The sequence below is a fragment of the Streptomyces sp. NPDC049541 genome (assembly GCF_044465725.1).
In the GTDB taxonomy this organism is placed as follows: domain Bacteria; phylum Actinomycetota; class Actinomycetes; order Streptomycetales; family Streptomycetaceae; genus Streptomyces.
In genome coordinates this window covers 231,405-248,249 of sequence record NZ_JBITLY010000002.1, presented here as the reverse complement: position 1 = coordinate 248,249, position 16,845 = coordinate 231,405, and the positions used below count along the sequence as shown (strand labels likewise).

Genomic DNA, 16,845 nt, shown 5'->3' with positions numbered 1-16,845 from the left:
CTTGCAGTCGTGTTGTTTACTGCGCGTATAGTTTCGGAGTGAGCAACCACAGCCAAGACACCGGAACGACAAATTCGCAGGCCGGCGGAGTGCAGTCGGTCGACCGAGCCATCAGCGTCCTGGAGATCCTCGCGCAGCGCGGCGAGGCGGGCGTCAGTGAGGTGGCCGCCGAGATCGATGTTCACAAGTCCACCGCCTTCCGCCTTCTCGGCGCCCTGGAGGCGCGCGGTCTGGTGGAGCAGGCGGGCGAGCGCGGCAAGTACCGGCTCGGCTTCGGCATCGTACGCCTGGCCGGCGCGGTGACGGGACGCATCGACATCACCCAGCAGGGCCGCCCGGTCTGCGAGCGGCTCGCCGAGGAGATCGGTGAGACGGTGAACATCGCGGTGCTGCAGGAGCACTACGCGATCAACCTGTACCAGGTGCGCGGCCCCGGGGCGGTCACCGCGCACAACTGGGTCGGCCAGCTGACCCCGCTGCACGCGACGTCGAGCGGCAAGGTCCTGCTCGCACACCTGCCCGCCAAGGAGCGCGCCGCGCTGCTGGCCGAGGCGGGCATGAAGAAGGTGACCCCGCACACCATCACCTCGAAGGCCAAGCTGGAGAAGCAGCTCGCGGAGGCGCGGGAGGCCGGCTACGCCTGGACCATGGAGGAGCTGGAGATCGGTCTGCACGCCATGGCCGCCCCGGTCCTGGACCGGGACGGCGGGGTCATCGCGGCGGTCACCGCCTCCGGGCCCTCGTACCGCTTCACGGAGGAGCGGATGCGCGAGCTCGCGCCCGTGCTGATCAAGGGTGCGGAGGAGATCAGTCACCGCATGGGCTACCTGGGCTGAGTCATCCCTGGGAGAGGCCCAGGCGCTCGTTCACCCAGTCGTGGAAGGCCCCGATGTGGTGCTCGCTGGGCACCAGCACGCCGCCCTTGGCGTACATCCGGGAGCTCATGCCCGGCTGTGTGCGCTCGCAGGCGTCGAAGTCCTGGCGGTTGACGCGGTCGAAGAGCTCCACGGACCGGCTGACGTCCTTGCCGCTCTCGACGACGTGCGGGAGGTAGAGCCAGTCGCACTCGACGATCGTGCGGTCGACGGCCACCGGGTACATCCGGTGGAAGATCACATGGTCGGGGACGAGGTTGATGAAGACCTGCGGCTTGACCGTGATCGCGTAGTAGCGGCGGTCCTGGTCCTCGGCGACCCCCGGGATGCGGTCCAGGCCCTCGGAGCCGTCGACGGTGAAGCCCTGCACCTCCGCACCGAACTCGGCGCCGTGCCCGACGTAGTACTGGGCGGCGTAGCCGTCGGCGAACTCCGGGAGCACCTCGGTGAGTTCGGGGTGGATCGTGGCGCAGTGGTAGCACTCCATGAAGTTCTCGATGATGAGCTTCCAGTTCGCCTTCACGTCGTAGACGATTCGCTTGCCCACGGAGAGGCTGCCGATGTCGTAGTGCTCGATCGACTCCACGTCGCCGAGTCGGGCGACGACCTCGCCGATGACGTCCTCCTCGAAGGCGGGCGGGTTCTCCGCCAGGCACACCCAGACATAGCCGAGCCATTCCCGCACGGCCACGCTCACCAGGCCGTACTCGGTGCGGCCGACGTCGGGCATCTTGGTGAGGTTGGGGGCCGCGACCAGCTTGCCGTCCAGGCCGTAGGTCCAGGCGTGGTACGGGCACTGGAAGGCCCGCTTGACCTCGCCGGTCTCCTCGGTGCACAGCTTGGCGCCGCGGTGCCGGCACACGTTGAAGTACGCGCGGATCGAGTTGTCCCGGGCGCGGGTGACGAGGATGCTCTCGCGGCCCACGTCGACGGTGCGGAAGGCGCCGGGCTTGGCCAGTTCGGAGGAGCGTGCGACGCAGAACCACATGGTCTCGAATATGCGCTCCTGCTCCTGGGCGAAGATCGCCGGATCCGTGTAGGAGGAGCCGGGAAGGGTGGCGATCAGGCTGTCCGGCAGGCTGGTCGAGGTCACGGTGCACTCCTCGGGAACGTCGGGTTGGGGGCGCCCCGAAGGGGCGCGGGGCTGTATTGACATGCGGCTTCGCCGCGGGGCGCGACCAGCCACAACGGCGCCGCGGACGAAAGACGACCCATCTCGTTGCTCACCGCGGAGCACCGAGCTGCTTGCGCCAGCGGGTGAACAGCCGCGGCTGGTTCATCCCGAGCACGGCGACCGGCTGTCCGGCACGCCGGTAGACGGCCAGGACGTTGCGGTCGTCCGCGGCGCCCTCCTCGACCGTCACACTGTCGGCGCCGGCCGCATGACCGGCGAACTGGATCTTCACGCCGTACTGGTCGGACCAGAAGTACGGCGGCCGGGGCACACCCGGCTCCACCGCGCCGCCCGCCAGCAGCGTGGCGACGGCGGCGTCGGGGCGCTCGCGCGCACCGGTCCAGTGCTCCACGCGGCGATGGGCGCCCGCGCGGGGGTCGTACCAGTTGGCGCAGTCGCCGACCGCGACGACACCGGCGAGGCTGGTGCGGCCGTCGGCGCCGCACTTCACCCCGTTGTCGAGGGCGACCCCGGAGCCTTCCAGCCACTCGACGCAGGGGCGGGCACCCACACCGACGACGACGATGTCGGCGGGCACGCTGCGACCGTCCTCCAGCAGGACGGCGTCGACCTGACGCTCACCGCTGAGCCCCTTGACCCCCACGCCGCACAACAGCCGTACACCGTGGTCGGCGTGGAGCGCGGAGACGATGGCGCCCATGGTCTCGCCGAGCGGGCCCGCGAGCGGCGTCGGGGCCGCCTCGATCACCGTCACGTCGAGCCCGAGGGCGTACGCCGTGGAGGCGACCTCGGCGCCGATGAAGCCGCCGCCGATCACCACGAGGCGTCCACCGCGGGCCAGTTCGTCCCGCAGCGCGCGGGCGTCGTCCAGGGTGCGCAGGGTGTGCACTCCGGAAAGGCCCTCCGCTCCCGGCAGGGTGCGCGCGGCGGCGCCGGTCGCGATGACGATGCCGTCGGCGCGGAGTTCCCTGCCGTCGGCGAGCCGCACGGCGCGGCGGTCGCGGTCGAGGCCGCTCGCGCGGGCGCCGAGCAGCCACTCGGCCTGCAGGTCCTCGTCGTCCGTCTCCAGCACCAGGTCGGCCTCGCCGATCGTGCCCGCCAGGAACTCCTTGGACAGCGGGGGCCTGTCGTACGGGCGGTGGGTCTCGTCGCCGATGACGACGAGCCGTCCGTCGTACCCCTGCTTGCGCAGTGAGCGCGCCGCCGACAGGCCGGCCAGTGAGGCACCGACCACGGCGACCGTCCTCACGCGGGACCTCCGGCGAGGCGGGAGGCGATGCAGGGCGGCAGGTTGGGGGCGTCGGTCGAGACCTGGAGGTAGATCATGCCGTCCTCGACGACCACCTCGTGCGTCCGCACCGGCAGCTTGGCCGGCGGGGCGTCGACGGCGCCGGTGCGCAGGTCGAACTTGGAAGCGTGCAGCGGGCATTCCACCTCGCAGCCCTCCAGCCAGCCGTCGGCGAGCGAGGCGTCCTGGTGGGTGCAGGTGTCGTCGATGGCGAAGACCTCGCCGTCATCGGTATGGAACACCGAGACCGGCGGATCGATGTCGAGCCGGAAGGCCTCACCTCGCGGGAGGTCCGCGAGTCGGCACACGGGAATCATCATGACACCTCGGTGCGTATAACGAAACGGATTGCGGTAAGCGCAACATCAGTCTGAGGTCGCCCTGAACCCTTGTCAAGGAGTTCAGGGGCCTCGATACCCCCTGCCGAGTGTTGCATTTCATGCAACACCAAGCGCCATAAGCAACGCCTTGGGGACAGGGGTCGGCACCGGGATCAGTGCCTTCGAGCAGGTCAGCAGGTCAGTGACCGCGCGCGATCCAGTCCTGCAGATGCGGGGCCTCCGCACCGATGGTGGTCGTGTCCCCATGACCGGTGTGCACCACGGTCTCGCCGGGCAGGGACAGCAGCCGTTCCCGGATGGACTCGATGATGGTCGGGAAGTGGCTGTACGACCTTCCCGTGGCCCCCGGTCCGCCCGCGAAGAGCGTGTCACCGCTGAAGAGTGCGCCGAGCGCAGGCGCGTACAGGCAGACCGCACCGGGGGCGTGGCCGGGCGTGTGCAGCACGGTCAGGTCGACGCCCGCCACCGTCAGGACCTGGCCGTCGGCCAGTTCCGCGTCGGGTGCCCGCTCCGGGTGCGTCTGCTTCCACAGCGGCAGGTCGTCGGGATGGAGGAGGACCGGGCCGCCGGTGCGCGCCGCGAGGTCGGGCGCGGCGTCGATGTGGTCGTTGTGGGCGTGGGTGCACACGATCGCCCGCAGGGCCCTGCCGCCGACGGCCTCGGCGATGGCCTCGGCGTCGTGGGCCGCGTCGATGACGATGACCTCGTGGTCGTCACCGACGATCCACACGTTGTTGTCGACGTCCCAGGTGCCGCCGTCCAGCGAGAACGTGCCCGAGGTGACGAGGTGTTCGATGCGGGCGGCCATCAGAGCACCACCACCGAGCGCAGGACGTCGCCGCCGTGCATCCGCTCGAAGGCCTTCTCGACCTCGTCCAGGGCGATGGTCTCGGTGACGAAGGCGTCCAGGTTCAGCCGGCCCTGCAGATAGAGGTCGATGAGCATCGGGAAGTCACGGGAGGGCAGGCAGTCGCCGTACCAGGACGACTTCAGCGATCCGCCGCGCCCGAAGACGTCCAGGAGGGGCAGTTCGAGCTTCATCTCGGGGGTCGGCACACCGACCAGGACGACCGTGCCGGCGAGGTCGCGTGCGTAGAAGGCCTGCTGGTACGTCTCCGGGCGGCCGACCGCCTCGATGACGACGTCGGCGCCGAAGCCGCCGGTCAGCTCGCGGATCGCCTCGACGGGGTCGGTCTCCTTGGAGTTGACGGTGTGGGTCGCGCCCAGCTTGCGGGCGGTCTCCAGCTTCCGGTCGTCCAGGTCGACGGCGATGATCTTCGCCGCGCCGGCCAGGTTCGATCCGACGATCGCGGCGTCGCCGACGCCGCCGCAGCCGATGACCGCCACGCTGTCGCCGCGGCCGACCTTGCCGGTGTTGATCGCGGCGCCGATGCCCGCCATCACGCCACAGCCGAGCAGGCCGGCGGCGGCCGCCGACGCGGAACGGTCGACCTTGGTGCACTGCCCCGCCGCGACCAGCGTCTTCTCCGCGAACGCGCCGATGCCCAGCGCCGGGGACAGCTCGGTGCCGTCCTCCAGGGTCATCTTCTGCTGGGCGTTGTGGGTGTTGAAGCAGTACCAGGGGCGTCCGCGCAGACAGGCCCGGCACTGACCGCACACGGCACGCCAGTTGAGGATCACGAAGTCACCGGGGGCGACATCGGTGACGCCCTCCCCCACCGACTCCACCACGCCCGCGGCCTCGTGGCCCAGCAGGAAGGGGAAGTCGTCGTTGATGCCGCCCTCGCGGTAGTGCAGATCGGTGTGACAGACCCCGCAGGCCTCGATCTTCACGAGTGCCTCGCCCGGTCCGGGGTCGGGCACGATGATCGTCTCCAGGCTGACGGGGGCGCCCTTGCCCCGCGCGACGACTCCACGGACCTGGTGCGTCATGGCCACTCCTCGGCTGGTACGAGACTGAGTCAGATGTTGCTCAATACGGCACACATCTCATGTGTCGCAACACAGCATCGTGGAGCGCAGACCCCGGGTCAAGGCTCTCGGAGGCGCGCGGCCGACATCGGCGATCCCAACCATTGACGGGCGTTTCCGCCCCTCTTGCCGTAGCCAACGCACCCAGCAGGGTCGACGTCCACCACCACATCGTTCCGCCGCTGCATCGCGACGCTCTCGCCGAGGCGGGCATCACCGAGGCCGGCGCGACCTGCCCGACTGGAGCCCGGAGGGTGCGCTGGAGGCGATGGACCTCCTGGGCACCGCCATGGCCATCGTGTCCGTGTACACCCCAGGCACCGGCTTCCTCACCAGCCCGGAAGCGGCCGCCGCGCCGGCCCGGCAGCTCAACGCCTTCTCCGCCTCCCTCGCCGCCGACCACCCCGGGCGCTTCGGGTACTTCGCCGCCCTGCCCATGCCGGACGCCGCCGCCTCTGCGGCCGAGGCCAGGCGGGCCCTGGACGAACTGGGCGCCGACGCCTGGACGACCTGCGGGGCTTCTCCTTCGCCACCGCGCTGTCCTCCGGCCCGGCCGCCCTCACACGCTGCCCGCCTTCGCCCGACCCGGCCACGTCCTCTTCTGCAGCGACCGGCCCTTCGCCCCGACCGCGGCCGGGCAGTCCTTCGCGAATGACCTGGACACCGGCGTGGAGCGAGCCGCGGCGCGGCTCTTCTTCAGGCTCGTCCAGTCGGGCACCCGGTAGACCGGAGCGTCAGCGGCCCAACCGCCGCCGTACCCGACGAACCTGTCCGTTGTCCGCGACCGAGTCGAGGAGCCGGCGCCCGGTGCCGGGCTCGTATGCCGGGCCCTCCAGGCGGAGCAGGGCGCCGTCGCGGACGACGGCGTGGGCGACCGGGGTGTCCGTCTTCGGGAAGGTGACCGGGTGGCGGCCGGCCGGTAGGGCGAGACGGGTGGGCAGGCGCAGTTCGGCCGTTGCGCCGTCGGGGGCGGGGATCAGCTCGGCGTCCAGGGTCAAGGAGGAGACCGTGACCTTGATGCGGGCCGGGGCTCCGCCTTCCTCCGCCGCCACGTACGGCAGTGGCAGGGAACGTCTGCCACGTCCGGTGTTCGCCGCGGCGGCACCGGCCGTGTCGGGGCCGAGCCTGCGCTGGCGCTGGTCCACGTCGAGGGCGAGCTGGCCGGCGGCTGTCCAGTACGGGAGCGCGAGGCGGCCGCCGGTCAGTGCCGGGCCCGTGGCCGGGGCGCCAGGGGTGCCGTCACCGGTGACGCGGACCATCCGGTCGATGCCGAGGAGCTGGACGTACGCCCACACGTCGTGCACCCCGCGCTCCAGCGGACGGCCGCCGGCCAGGCGCTCGGGGTCGAGGAGCAGCCGCCCGGAGGCGACCAGCCGTGAGCGGCCCTCGCCGAGCGGCTCCAGGCGCACCTCCAGATCGCCCTCGGGGTACCACCAGTCGTCACGGTCGCGGTCCTTGACCACCAGTTCCGCGTACGCCAGCCGGAACGGGTCGCGTACCTCCCAGCCGTCCTCCGTGCCGGGCACGCCGGCCAGCAGCTCGGGGTCCAGCCATCGCTTGCCGTCCCGCTCGACGAGGGTCAGGGGTTCGCCGTCGCCACGCAGCAGGTCGAGGGTGACGTCGGCAACCAGCCGACCGCCCTCCCAGCGCAGCGCGCCGACCTGGCTGCGGGCCTTCACCTCGCGGACCCGCTCCGCGAGGGCCGACGCTCCGTCGAAGTCGCCGCGCTCCAGGAACTCGGCGCGGAGCCGGGACACGGCGGGCAGGCCTTCGCGTACGGCTGCCGGGAACTCCGTCAGCGCCAGTTCGCGGGCCGCCTCGAAGCGCTGCCTCTGCTCGGCCGGGTCCTCGCGGAGGATCTCGGGCTCGCGGGTGCGGGAGAGGATCTCTACGTGGTAGAGGCGGTGCAGGAGCCGGTTCTGCAGAGCGTCGATGTCGTCGGAGGCCTCGGTGCCGTCCTTGATCTGGCGGACGATGGTGCGGCAGTTGGCCCAGAAGCCGTGCCGGGGGCTGAACCGGTGCTGGGTGTTGTTACCGCCGTCGTCCCGCTTCATCCAGTAGTAGCAGGGGTAGTCGGCGAGGATCGAGATCCGCTCGGCCTTGAGGTAGGCGGCGCTGACGAAGAGCAGGTCCTCCAGGATCCAGGGGCCCTCGGGGAAGCGCAGACCGTGCTCCTCGACGAAGGCGCGCCGGAACATCTTGTGCGGCGACATGCTCTGCATGAGCTCGTCGTTCTCGATGGTGCAGGCGTCCACCGTGTGCCGGAACAGCCGTCGGGGCCGGACCATGGTGGTGGACATCTTGCCGAGCACCACGTCGGACTCGTTGCGCTTGGCGAACTCGTAGAGCCGCTCCAGTGCCTCGGGGCCGAGGGTGTCGTCGTGGTCGACGAACTGGATGTACTCGCCCCGGGCGTGGCTCATGCCCAGGTTGCGCGGTGCACCCGGCCAGCCCGAGTTGGGGCGGGTGTGCACCTGCACGTTCGGGTGCTGTGCCGCGATCTTCTCCAGACGGGCCAGGGTGTCGTCCGTCGAACCGTCGTCGACGTAGATGACCTCGTACTCGTCGGCGGGCAGGGACTGCCCCAGCAGCGACGGCGCGCACTCGTCGACGTACTTCCCGGTGTTGTACACGGGCACGACGACGCTGACCTTGACTCTCGGCATCCCACAGACCTTACCCGCCCCCTGTTCGGACGGCACGGGGGCCGGGGTCGATGCCGTCGGTATCGACCCCGGCCCCACCGCGGGGTGTCCGGCTCAGCCGATCTCGACGAGCAGGTCGCCGCCCTCCACCTGCTGGATCTTGTTGATGGCCAGCCGGCCGACGGTACCCGCCTTGGGGGCGGTGATCGCGGCCTCCATCTTCATCGCCTCGATGGTGGCCACCGTCGCACCGGCGTCCACCTCGTCGCCCTCGGCGACCGCGAGGGTGACCACGCCGGCGAACGGGGCCGCGACATGGCCCGGGTTGGTGCGGTCGGCCTTCTCCGTCACCGGGACGTCGGAGGCGGCCGCCTTGTCGCGCACCTGGATCGGGCGGAGCTGGCCGTTCAGGGTGGACATCACGGTGCGCATGCCGCGCTCGTCGGCCTCGCCGACCGCCTCCAGCTCGATCAGCAGCCGGACGCCGGGTTCGAGGTCGACGGCGTACTCCTTGCCCGGGCGCAGCCCGTAGAAGAAGTCCTTGCTGTCCAGCACGCTGGTGTCGCCGTAGGCCTGACGGTGGGTCTCGAAATCGCGCGTCGGGCCGGGGAACAGCAGCCGGTTGAGGGTGGCGCGGGGCTCCTTCGCGAGGCCCTCGCGGTCCTCCGTGCTCAGCTCCTGCACGGGCCTGGGCTCGGCGCGGCCCTCGAGTGCCTTGGTGCGGAAGGGCTCCGGCCAGCCACCGGGCGGGGTGCCCAGCTCGCCGCGCAGGAAGCCGATGACGGAGTCCGGGATGTCGTACCGGTTCGGGGCCGCCTCGAAGTCGGCCGGGTCCACGCCGGCGCCCACCAGGTGCAGGGCGAGGTCGCCGACCACCTTCGAGGACGGGGTGACCTTCACCAGACGGCCGAGCATCCGGTCGGCGGCTGCGTACAGGTCCTCGATCTCCTCGAAGCGGTCGCCGAGGCCGAGCGCGACGGCCTGGGTGCGCAGGTTGGAGAGCTGTCCGCCGGGGATCTCGTGGTGGTAGACGCGGCCGGTCGGGGAGGCGAGGCCCGCCTCGAAGGGGGCGTAGACCCTGCGGACGCTCTCCCAGTACGGCTCCAGGTCGCCGACCGCCTGGAGATCGAGGCCGGTGGGGCGGTCGGAGTGGTCGGTGGCGGCGACGATCGCCGACAGCGACGGCTGGGACGTCGTGCCCGCCATCGACGCCACCGCGCCGTCCACCGCGTCCGCGCCCGCCTGGATCGCGGCGAGGTAGGTGCCGAGCTGGCCGCCCGCCGTGTCGTGGGTGTGCAGGTGGACCGGGAGGTCGAACTCCCGCCGCAGCGCGGACACCAGCTTGGCGGCGGCCGGGGCGCGCAGCAGTCCCGCCATGTCCTTGACGGCCAGGACGTGGGCACCCGCCTCGACGATCTGCTCCGCGAGGCGCAGGTAGTAGTCCAGCGTGTACAGGCGCTCGTTCGGGTCGGACAGGTCCGAGGTGTAGCAGAGGGCGACCTCGGCGATCGCCGTGCCCGTCTCGCGTACGGCGTCGATGGCGGGGCGCATCTGGCCGACGTCGTTGAGGGCGTCGAAGATACGGAAGATGTCGATGCCGGTGGCGGCGGCCTCCTGCACGAAGGTGTCGGTCACCTCGGTCGGGTACGGGGTGTAGCCGACGGTGTTGCGGCCGCGCAGCAGCATCTGCAGACAGATGTTGGGGACGGCCTCCCGAAGAGCGGCCAGGCGCTCCCAGGGGTCCTCGGCGAGGAAGCGCAGCGCGACGTCGTACGTCGCTCCGCCCCAGCACTCCAGGGACAGCAGTTCCGGCAGGGTCCGCGCGACCACCGGGGCGACCGCCAGGAGGTCCTTGGTGCGGACGCGGGTGGCGAGCAGCGACTGGTGGGCGTCGCGGAAGGTGGTGTCGGTGACGCCGATGGTGGGCGACTCACGCAGCGCGCGGGCGAACCCCTCCGGGCCGAGCTCGACCAGCCGCTGACGCGAGCCGGCGGGCGGCTCCCCGGCAGGCAGCGCCGGCAGCTTGCTGACGGGCTCGATCAGCTCGGGACGTTCGCCGTTCGGCTTGTTCACGGTCACGTCGGCGAGGTACGTGAGCAGCTTGGTACCCCGGTCGGCGGAGGAGCGGGAGGTGAGCAGGTGCGGGCGCTGCTCGATGAACGAGGTCGTCACCCGCCCGGCCTGGAAGTCCGGGTCGTCGAGGACCGCCTGCAGGAACGGGATGTTGGTGGCGACACCGCGGATGCGGAACTCGGCCACGGCGCGCCGGGCCCGCCCGATCGCGGCCCTGAAGTCCCGGCCCCGGCAGGTCAGCTTGACCAGCATCGAGTCGAAGTGGGCGCTGATCTCCGTACCGGCGTGGGTGGTTCCGCCGTCCAGGCGGATGCCCGAGCCGCCGGGCGAGCGGTAGGCGCTGATGCGGCCGGTGTCCGGGCGGAAGCCGTTGGCCGGGTCCTCGGTGGTGATACGGCACTGCAGGGCCGCGCCGTGCAGCTTCACCGTCTCCTGGGAGAGGCCCAGGTCGGCGAGGGTCTCGCCGGAGGCGATGCGCAGCTGGGACTGGACGAGGTCGACGTCGGTGACCTCCTCGGTGACCGTGTGCTCGACCTGGATGCGCGGGTTCATCTCGATGAAGACGTGGTTGCCGTCGCGGTCCAGGAGGAACTCGACGGTGCCCGCGTTGCGGTAGCCGATCTCGCGGGCGAAGCGGACCGCGTCGGCGCAGATGCGGTCGCGCAGCTCCGGGTCGAGGTTGGGCGCCGGGGCCAGTTCGATGACCTTCTGGTGGCGGCGCTGGACGGAACAGTCCCGCTCGTAGAGGTGGATGACGTTGCCCTGGCCGTCGGCGAGGATCTGCACCTCGATGTGGCGGGGGTCGACGACGGCCTTCTCCAAGAAGACGGTGGAGTCGCCGAACGCGGAGGCCGCCTCGCGGGACGCCGCCTCGATGGACTCGCGCAGCTGGGCCGGGTCCTCGACCCGGCGCATACCGCGGCCGCCGCCGCCCGCGACCGCCTTCACGAACACCGGGAAGCCGATCTCCTCGGCGGCGCGGACGAGTTCGTCGACGTCGGTGGAGGGCTGGGAGGAGCCGAGCACCGGGACACCGGCCGCGCGGGCGGCGGCCACCGCGCGGGCCTTGTTGCCGGTCAGCTCCAGGGTCTGCGCGCTGGGCCCGACGAAGGTGATGCCCGCTTCCTCGCAGGCCTTGGCCAGCTCGGGGTTCTCGGACAGGAAGCCGTAGCCGGGGTAGACGGCGTCGGCGCCCGCCTGGCGCGCCGCACGGACGATCTCCTCGACGGACAGATACGCGCGGACGGGGTGGCCCGGCTGGCCGATCTCGTACGCCTCGTCGGCCTTGAGCCGGTGCAGCGAATTTCGGTCCTCGTGCGGGAAGACGGCGACGGTCCTCGCGCCCAGCTCGTAGCCTGCGCGGAACGCCCTGATCGCGATCTCACCACGGTTGGCTACCAGCACCTTGCGGAACATCGCCGCTCCCTTCAGCCTGCGGATGACGTCCCCCATGGTGTCGGTGACATGCCCTTCTGGCCATGTGAGCCGGGCCACTCACTCCGCGTGTCGTCGTGCGGACCGAAGAATCGTCAGGAATGCAGGTCGGCTGCCGCCTTTTTGATGGCCTCTCGGATACGGGAGTAGGTGCCGCAGCGGCAGACGTTCTCGATGCCGTCGATGTCGGCGTCGGTCGGCTCGGGCGTCTTCTTCAGCAGGGCCGCGGCGGCCATGATCTGGCCGGGCTGGCAGAAGCCGCACTGTGAGACGTCGCAGTCGATCCAGGCCTGCTGCACGGGATGCAGGGTCTCGCCGTCGGCCAGGCCCTCGATGGTGGTGACCTTGCGGTCCGCGCAGTCCTTGACCTTGACGACGCAGGGCTGGAACTCCTCCCCGTCGAGATGGCTGGTGCAGGCGCGGCACACGCCGACGCCGCAGCCGTACTTGGGTCCCGTGACGTGCAACAGGTCGCGCAGCACCCACAGCAGCGGCATGTCGGCGGGGGCCTCGACGGTGACCGGCTTGCCGTTGAGGGTGAAGGAGTAGGAGGGCATCGATACCTTCTCGGAGGCTGGTCCGGCGGCGGTCAGAAGTTGAGCGGGAAGCGGCGGGGCTTGGTGCCGGTCGCGCGGGCGTAGGCGTTGGCGACGGCTCCGGAGGCGGCCGGGACCCCGAGTTCGCCGGCGCCGCCGGGCTCCCCCTCCGACGGCATGATGTGCGCCTCGAAGTGCAGCGGGGCATGGCGTTGGCGGGCCCACCGGAAGTCGGCGAAGCTGCCCTCGCGCACGGCGCCGCGGTCGATGTGCAGGCCGGCCTGCAGCACGGTGGAGATCCCGTCGACGGCGGTGCCCATGAGCTGGGCCTGAAGGCCACGCGGATTGACGGCGGTGCCGACGTCGGCCGCCATCACCACCTTGGTCACCCGGGGATGCTTCGGGTCGGTGGCGTCGATCTCGGCGAGACAGGCCACGCAGGAGCCGTACTCCTCGTGGACCGCCACGCCCTGCGCATGCCCGTCCGGCATGGCCCGCCCCCAGCTCCCGGCGGCGGCAACCTTGTCGAGGACCGCTCTGACGGCCTTGCTGCGCAGTGTCGTCCGGCGGAAGGCGACGGGATCCCTGCCGAGGCTCCTGGCGATCTCGTCGACGACGATCTCCTCGGCGGTGCGCACCATCCCGGAGTCCACCGACCGCCAGGCGCCCAGCGGGATCGCCAGTTCGATGCCGCCCGCGTCTGCGGAGACGCGCCCGAAGTTGTACAGCCCCGAGTCGCTGGGCCGCGGCCCGGCCGTCTGCACGCGTCCCGGCCGTACGAAGGCCGCCTGGTTCGCGGTTCCCTTGTTGCCGGACGACTCGCCCACCCCGGCCATCGCATGGCTGAAGGCGACCACCCTGCCGTCGGCGTGGCTGGCTCGGAAGCGGTGGTGGGTGGCGGGGCGCATCCGGCCGTGGCGGGTGTCGTCGTTACGGCTCCACATCAGCTTGACCGGCCGCTTGGCCGCCTTCGAGATCAGCGCCGCCTCGATGGCCGCGTCGAAGTTCAGCCGCCGTCCGAACGAGCCGCCGCCGCGCAGCACATGCACGGTGACCGCGGATGCCGGCAGTCCGGTCGCCGAGGCGATGCTGTCCCGGGCGTCCGTCGGCGTCTGCGAGGAGAACCAGATCTCGGCCTTGTGGGCGCGCACGTCTGCGATCGCGGTCAGCACCTCCATCGGGGCGTGGCTGACGAAGGCGAACTCGAACTCGGCCTCGACCTGCGTCGATCCACGCGGCGCAGGCCCCAGGCGCGGGACCGCGGCCTTCAGCCGGGAACGGATCTGCGCGTCGGACAGTGCGGCCAGCGGGCCCGGCGCCCACTTGATCTTCAGGGCGTCACGGGCCTGGAAGGCGTGGTGGAAGGACTCGGCGACCACGGCGACCCCGCCGGGGACCCTGACGACGGCGTGCACACCGTGCAGGGCGCGGGCCGCCCGGTCGTCGACCGAGACGAGCCTCCCGCCGAGCGTCGGCGGCCTGGCCACCACGGTCGGCTTCGCCCCGGCCACGGACAGGTCCCCGGTGTACTGCGCCTTGCCGGTGACGATGTCCCGGGCGTCGATACGGCTCGTGGGCCGGCCGATCAGCTGGTGCCGGGAGGCCGGTTTGGGCTGGGCGGACACGGCCGTACGGCGGATCCGGGCGGCGCTCGCGCTCAGCGAGCCGAAGGTGGCGGTGCGGCCGTCCGGTGCGATCACCATGGTGTTCCCGGTGCGCAGGCTCCAGGCGGGCAGATGCCAGCGTCTGGCGGCGGCGGTGACCAGCCTGGCCCGGGCGGTGGCCGCGAGTCGGCGGGCCGGGCCGTACAGGGAGACGACCGAGTTCGAGCCGCCGGTGTACTGGTTGCCCTTGGTCCGGGCGTCCGCAAGGGGGATGTCGACGTCGGCGAGGCGGGCGTCCAGTTCCTCGGCGATCATCATGGCGACGGCGGTCGTGATGCCCTGGCCGACCTCGACCCGCGGCAGCCGTACGACGATCCTGTTGGCGTGGGTGACCTCCAGGACGAGCATCTCGGCGTCGGCGCCGGTCACCAGGACGTCGGACGGTTCGGGAGCCGGCTCGGAGCCCTGCGCCGGGGAGGTGTCGCAGGCGAGCGGAGCGGCGATGGTGAGCGTGGCCGCGGACAGGGAGTACACCATGAACCGGCGGCGGGACACCGTGTGCCGTGGGGCGCCCGTGTCCTGGGTCTGGCCGGTGGGTGCGGCGGAGGACTCGATGCCGTCCAACAGACACTCCTCGCGGGTCGTCCGACTGATGGGTCAACAGGTAGGAGGGGCCGGTCGGACCGTGGGTTGCCTGAGAGCCGTCACACCGCCGTGAGGTTCCGGCCTGTCGCGCGCGGCCTGGCTGCCCCGGCGCCCGCTCCTCCGTAGGCTCTGCTTGCTGCAGAGGAACCGTGAGGTGGACGCCCCGTCCCCACAACCTACGGAGAACCATGGCCGACGCCAGCCCCCGGGCCCGTGCCGTCACACTGCTGGGCCGCCCCAAGCTGTGGCTCATGCCGACCGTCCTGACCGGACTGCTCGCCTTCCTGCTGGCCTTGCTCTACATGGGCGGCATCGTCAACCCGCAGCGCGATCTGCACCATCTGCCCATCGCCCTGGTCAACGCCGACACCGGCAAACCGCCGGCCGGGCAGCGGCAGAACGCGGGCACGCAGATCGCCGCGGCCATCACCGCCGACACGTCGAACGACAAGGCCAAGTGGCGGACGCGGAGCCTCGCCCAGGCCAAGGACGACCTCGACTCCGGCAAGGTCTACGGCGCCCTGGTCATCCCCTCCGACTTCACCGCGACCGTCACCGCCCTGACCACGCCCGGTGCCACCGCCCGGCCGACGATGACGGTGCTCACCAACCCCGGCAAGGGCAGCCTGGGTTCGTCCCTCGCCAGTCAGATCACCACGGCGGCGGCGCACCAGGCCTCGCAGACCATCGGCAGACAACTGACCGCGGCCGTGGGAACGCGGGCGAACTCCACGACCAGGCTGCTGCTGGCCGACCCGGTGAACGTCGTCACCCAGGTCGGCCACCCGATCGGCAGCCACAGCGGGCTCGGGCTGAGCGCCTTCTACTACACGCTGCTGCTCGTGCTGGCCGGCTTCCTCGGCGGCAACGTCATCAGCAACGCCGTGGACACCGCCCTCGGCTACGCCGACAACGAGATCGGCCCCTGGCACACCCGCCGCCCCACCGTCCCGATCAACCGCACCCAGACGCTGCTGCTGAAGATGGCGATGACCGCGGGCATCACCGTCATCAGCGTCTCCCTGGTCATGCTCGCCACCATCAGCCTCCTGGGCATGGACGCCACCCACATCCCGCTGCTGTGGATCTACTCCTACTGCGCCTCCCTCGCGGTCGGCCTGGGCGTGCAGGCCATCAACGCGGCCTTCGGCGGCATCGGCCAACTGGTGTCCATGTTCGTGTTCATCGTCCTGGGCCTGCCGTCCTCGGGCGCCACCGTCCCCCTCCAGGCCGTCCCCGGCTTCTACCGCTTCTTGTCCCACTTCGAGCCCATGCGCCAGCTCAGCGACGGCGTCCGCGCCATCCTGTACTTCGAGGCCCGCGGGGACGCCGGCCTGACCCGCTCCTGGATCATGATCGCGATCGGCGCGGCCGTGGGCCTGCTCTTCGGCTTCGCGATGACGCGCTACTACGACCGCAGGGGCCTCCAACGGCTGACGCCTCAGCCGGTCCCTGCCCGTACCTGACACCGGCGAGGTGTTGGTGGCATCTCAGTCTGTCCCGGGCCGCCGTAATCGTCTTGCCGCGGTGGGGTGCGCCGACCATGCTGGTCCGATGCCAGGGCAGCGGAAGCGAAAACGCCGACAACAGGAAGAGCGGCGGCGCGCCGCTGAACAGCTCGTTCCCGAGGCCGGCCACTGGAAGCCCGTCTTCGAGACGCAGGACGAGTCCGAGTTGCGGTCGCATCTCCGGCATCTTGAGGCGCAGGACCGGCCGATCGACGGGTCGACGGTACGCGTGGACATGTTCTGCGGACGGCTGAGGCATCCGACCACCTACCGGCTCAGTGTGTTCGTGCCGGCTTGCCGCCCCGGGTGAGGGGTGAGGGCGCGTGCAACCCTCTCGCAACCTCCGCCGTGCTGCCCTGGCCCCATGCATGAGGAGACCCCGCGCGTCGAGCTCACCCCCGCCGCCGCCGACCTGCTGCGCCGGCTGCGGGCCACACACGGCCCGTTGATGTTCCATCAGTCGGGCGGCTGCTGCGACGGCAGCGCGCCCATGTGCTACCCGGAGGGTGAGTTCCGCACCGGCGGCTCGGACGTGCTGCTCGCTGAGCTGCGGGTCGACGGGGTGCCGGAGCCGGTGACGTTCTGGATGTCGCGCAGCCAGTACGAGGTCTGGAGCCACACCCGGCTGATCGTGGACGTCGTAGCAGGCCGCGGCAGCGGTTTCTCGCTGGAAGCACCCGAGGGGGTGCGTTTTCTCACCCGTTCTCGCGTAGTCGGCGCATAGCCGTCCCGCGGACCACCACGATCTGATGCACTGCCCCTGAGACCTGAGACAGTTGACGATCCCTCAGGGGGAACTGTGACGCGTCATCAGAAGCGTTTCGCAGCA

At 71.1% G+C, this 16,845-nt stretch carries 13 protein-coding genes; 4 read left to right on the top strand and 9 right to left on the bottom strand.

The window, feature by feature from the left end:
• Positions 1 to 89: 89 nt before the first annotated feature.
• Positions 90 to 836: an IclR family transcriptional regulator gene (locus tag ACIBW9_RS08340; RefSeq protein ID WP_398953937.1), complete on the top strand. Its 747-nt coding sequence runs from the start codon at positions 90 to 92 to the stop codon at positions 834 to 836.
• Between the two features lies 1 nt (position 837).
• Here ACIBW9_RS08340 and ACIBW9_RS08335 read toward each other — a convergent pair whose 3' ends face one another.
• From ACIBW9_RS08335 to ACIBW9_RS08315, 5 genes are all read right to left on the bottom strand, one after another.
• On the bottom strand, positions 838 to 1,968 hold the full coding sequence (locus ACIBW9_RS08335) for an aromatic ring-hydroxylating dioxygenase subunit alpha (RefSeq protein ID WP_398952543.1): 1,131 nt from the start codon (positions 1,966 to 1,968) through the stop codon (positions 838 to 840).
• 130 nt (positions 1,969 to 2,098) lie between these two features.
• Positions 2,099 to 3,259: an NAD(P)/FAD-dependent oxidoreductase gene (locus ACIBW9_RS08330; protein WP_398952541.1), complete on the bottom strand. Its 1,161-nt coding sequence runs from the start codon at positions 3,257 to 3,259 to the stop codon at positions 2,099 to 2,101.
• Positions 3,256 to 3,618 (bottom strand): bifunctional 3-phenylpropionate/cinnamic acid dioxygenase ferredoxin subunit, encoded by a 363-nt coding sequence (locus ACIBW9_RS08325; protein WP_398952539.1) that lies wholly within the window; start codon positions 3,616 to 3,618, stop codon positions 3,256 to 3,258. The genes ACIBW9_RS08330 and ACIBW9_RS08325 overlap by 4 nt, the downstream gene beginning before the upstream one ends.
• 199 nt (positions 3,619 to 3,817) lie before the next feature.
• On the bottom strand, positions 3,818 to 4,447 hold the full coding sequence (locus tag ACIBW9_RS08320) for an MBL fold metallo-hydrolase (protein ID WP_398952537.1): 630 nt from the start codon (positions 4,445 to 4,447) through the stop codon (positions 3,818 to 3,820).
• The gene (locus ACIBW9_RS08315; RefSeq protein ID WP_398952535.1) at positions 4,447 to 5,532 is read right to left on the bottom strand and encodes an S-(hydroxymethyl)mycothiol dehydrogenase; all 1,086 of its coding nucleotides are present in this window, start codon (positions 5,530 to 5,532) and stop codon (positions 4,447 to 4,449) included. Before ACIBW9_RS08315 ends, ACIBW9_RS08320 begins: the two co-directional genes overlap by 1 nt.
• A 307-nt stretch (positions 5,533 to 5,839) precedes the next feature.
• Here ACIBW9_RS08315 and ACIBW9_RS08310 point away from each other — a divergent pair, with 307 nt between their 5' ends.
• A complete protein-coding gene (locus tag ACIBW9_RS08310) occupies positions 5,840 to 6,226 on the top strand; it encodes an amidohydrolase family protein (RefSeq protein WP_398952533.1) in 387 nt (128 codons plus the stop codon).
• Between the two features lie 79 nt (positions 6,227 to 6,305).
• Here the strand turns inward: ACIBW9_RS08310 and ACIBW9_RS08305 are convergent, their stop codons facing one another.
• The 4 genes from ACIBW9_RS08305 to ACIBW9_RS08290 all read right to left on the bottom strand — a co-directional run bounded on the left by ACIBW9_RS08305 (position 6,306) and on the right by ACIBW9_RS08290 (position 14,400).
• Positions 6,306 to 8,237 carry a glycosyltransferase family 2 protein gene (locus ACIBW9_RS08305; protein ID WP_398952531.1) on the bottom strand — a complete coding sequence of 644 codons (1,932 nt, stop codon included), beginning with the start codon at positions 8,235 to 8,237 and terminating at the stop codon, positions 6,306 to 6,308.
• Positions 8,238 to 8,330: 93 nt separating this feature from the next.
• Entirely contained in the window at positions 8,331 to 11,705 is a 3,375-nt protein-coding gene (locus tag ACIBW9_RS08300; protein WP_398953935.1) for a pyruvate carboxylase, read from the bottom strand.
• A gap of 113 nt (positions 11,706 to 11,818) precedes the next feature.
• On the bottom strand, positions 11,819 to 12,280 hold the full coding sequence (locus tag ACIBW9_RS08295) for a (2Fe-2S)-binding protein (RefSeq protein WP_398952530.1): 462 nt from the start codon (positions 12,278 to 12,280) through the stop codon (positions 11,819 to 11,821).
• A gap of 32 nt (positions 12,281 to 12,312) precedes the next feature.
• The gene (locus ACIBW9_RS08290; RefSeq protein WP_398953933.1) at positions 12,313 to 14,400 is read right to left on the bottom strand and encodes a molybdopterin cofactor-binding domain-containing protein; all 2,088 of its coding nucleotides are present in this window, start codon (positions 14,398 to 14,400) and stop codon (positions 12,313 to 12,315) included.
• A 296-nt stretch (positions 14,401 to 14,696) separates the two neighbouring features.
• Between ACIBW9_RS08290 and ACIBW9_RS08285 the strand changes: the two genes are divergently transcribed.
• Both ACIBW9_RS08285 and ACIBW9_RS08280 read left to right on the top strand, forming a co-directional pair.
• A complete protein-coding gene (locus tag ACIBW9_RS08285; RefSeq protein ID WP_398952528.1) occupies positions 14,697 to 15,974 on the top strand; it encodes a YhgE/Pip domain-containing protein in 1,278 nt (425 codons plus the stop codon).
• 406 nt (positions 15,975 to 16,380) lie between these two features.
• Entirely contained in the window at positions 16,381 to 16,740 is a 360-nt protein-coding gene (locus tag ACIBW9_RS08280) for a DUF779 domain-containing protein (RefSeq protein WP_398952526.1), read from the top strand.
• Positions 16,741 to 16,845: the final 105 nt, after the last annotated feature.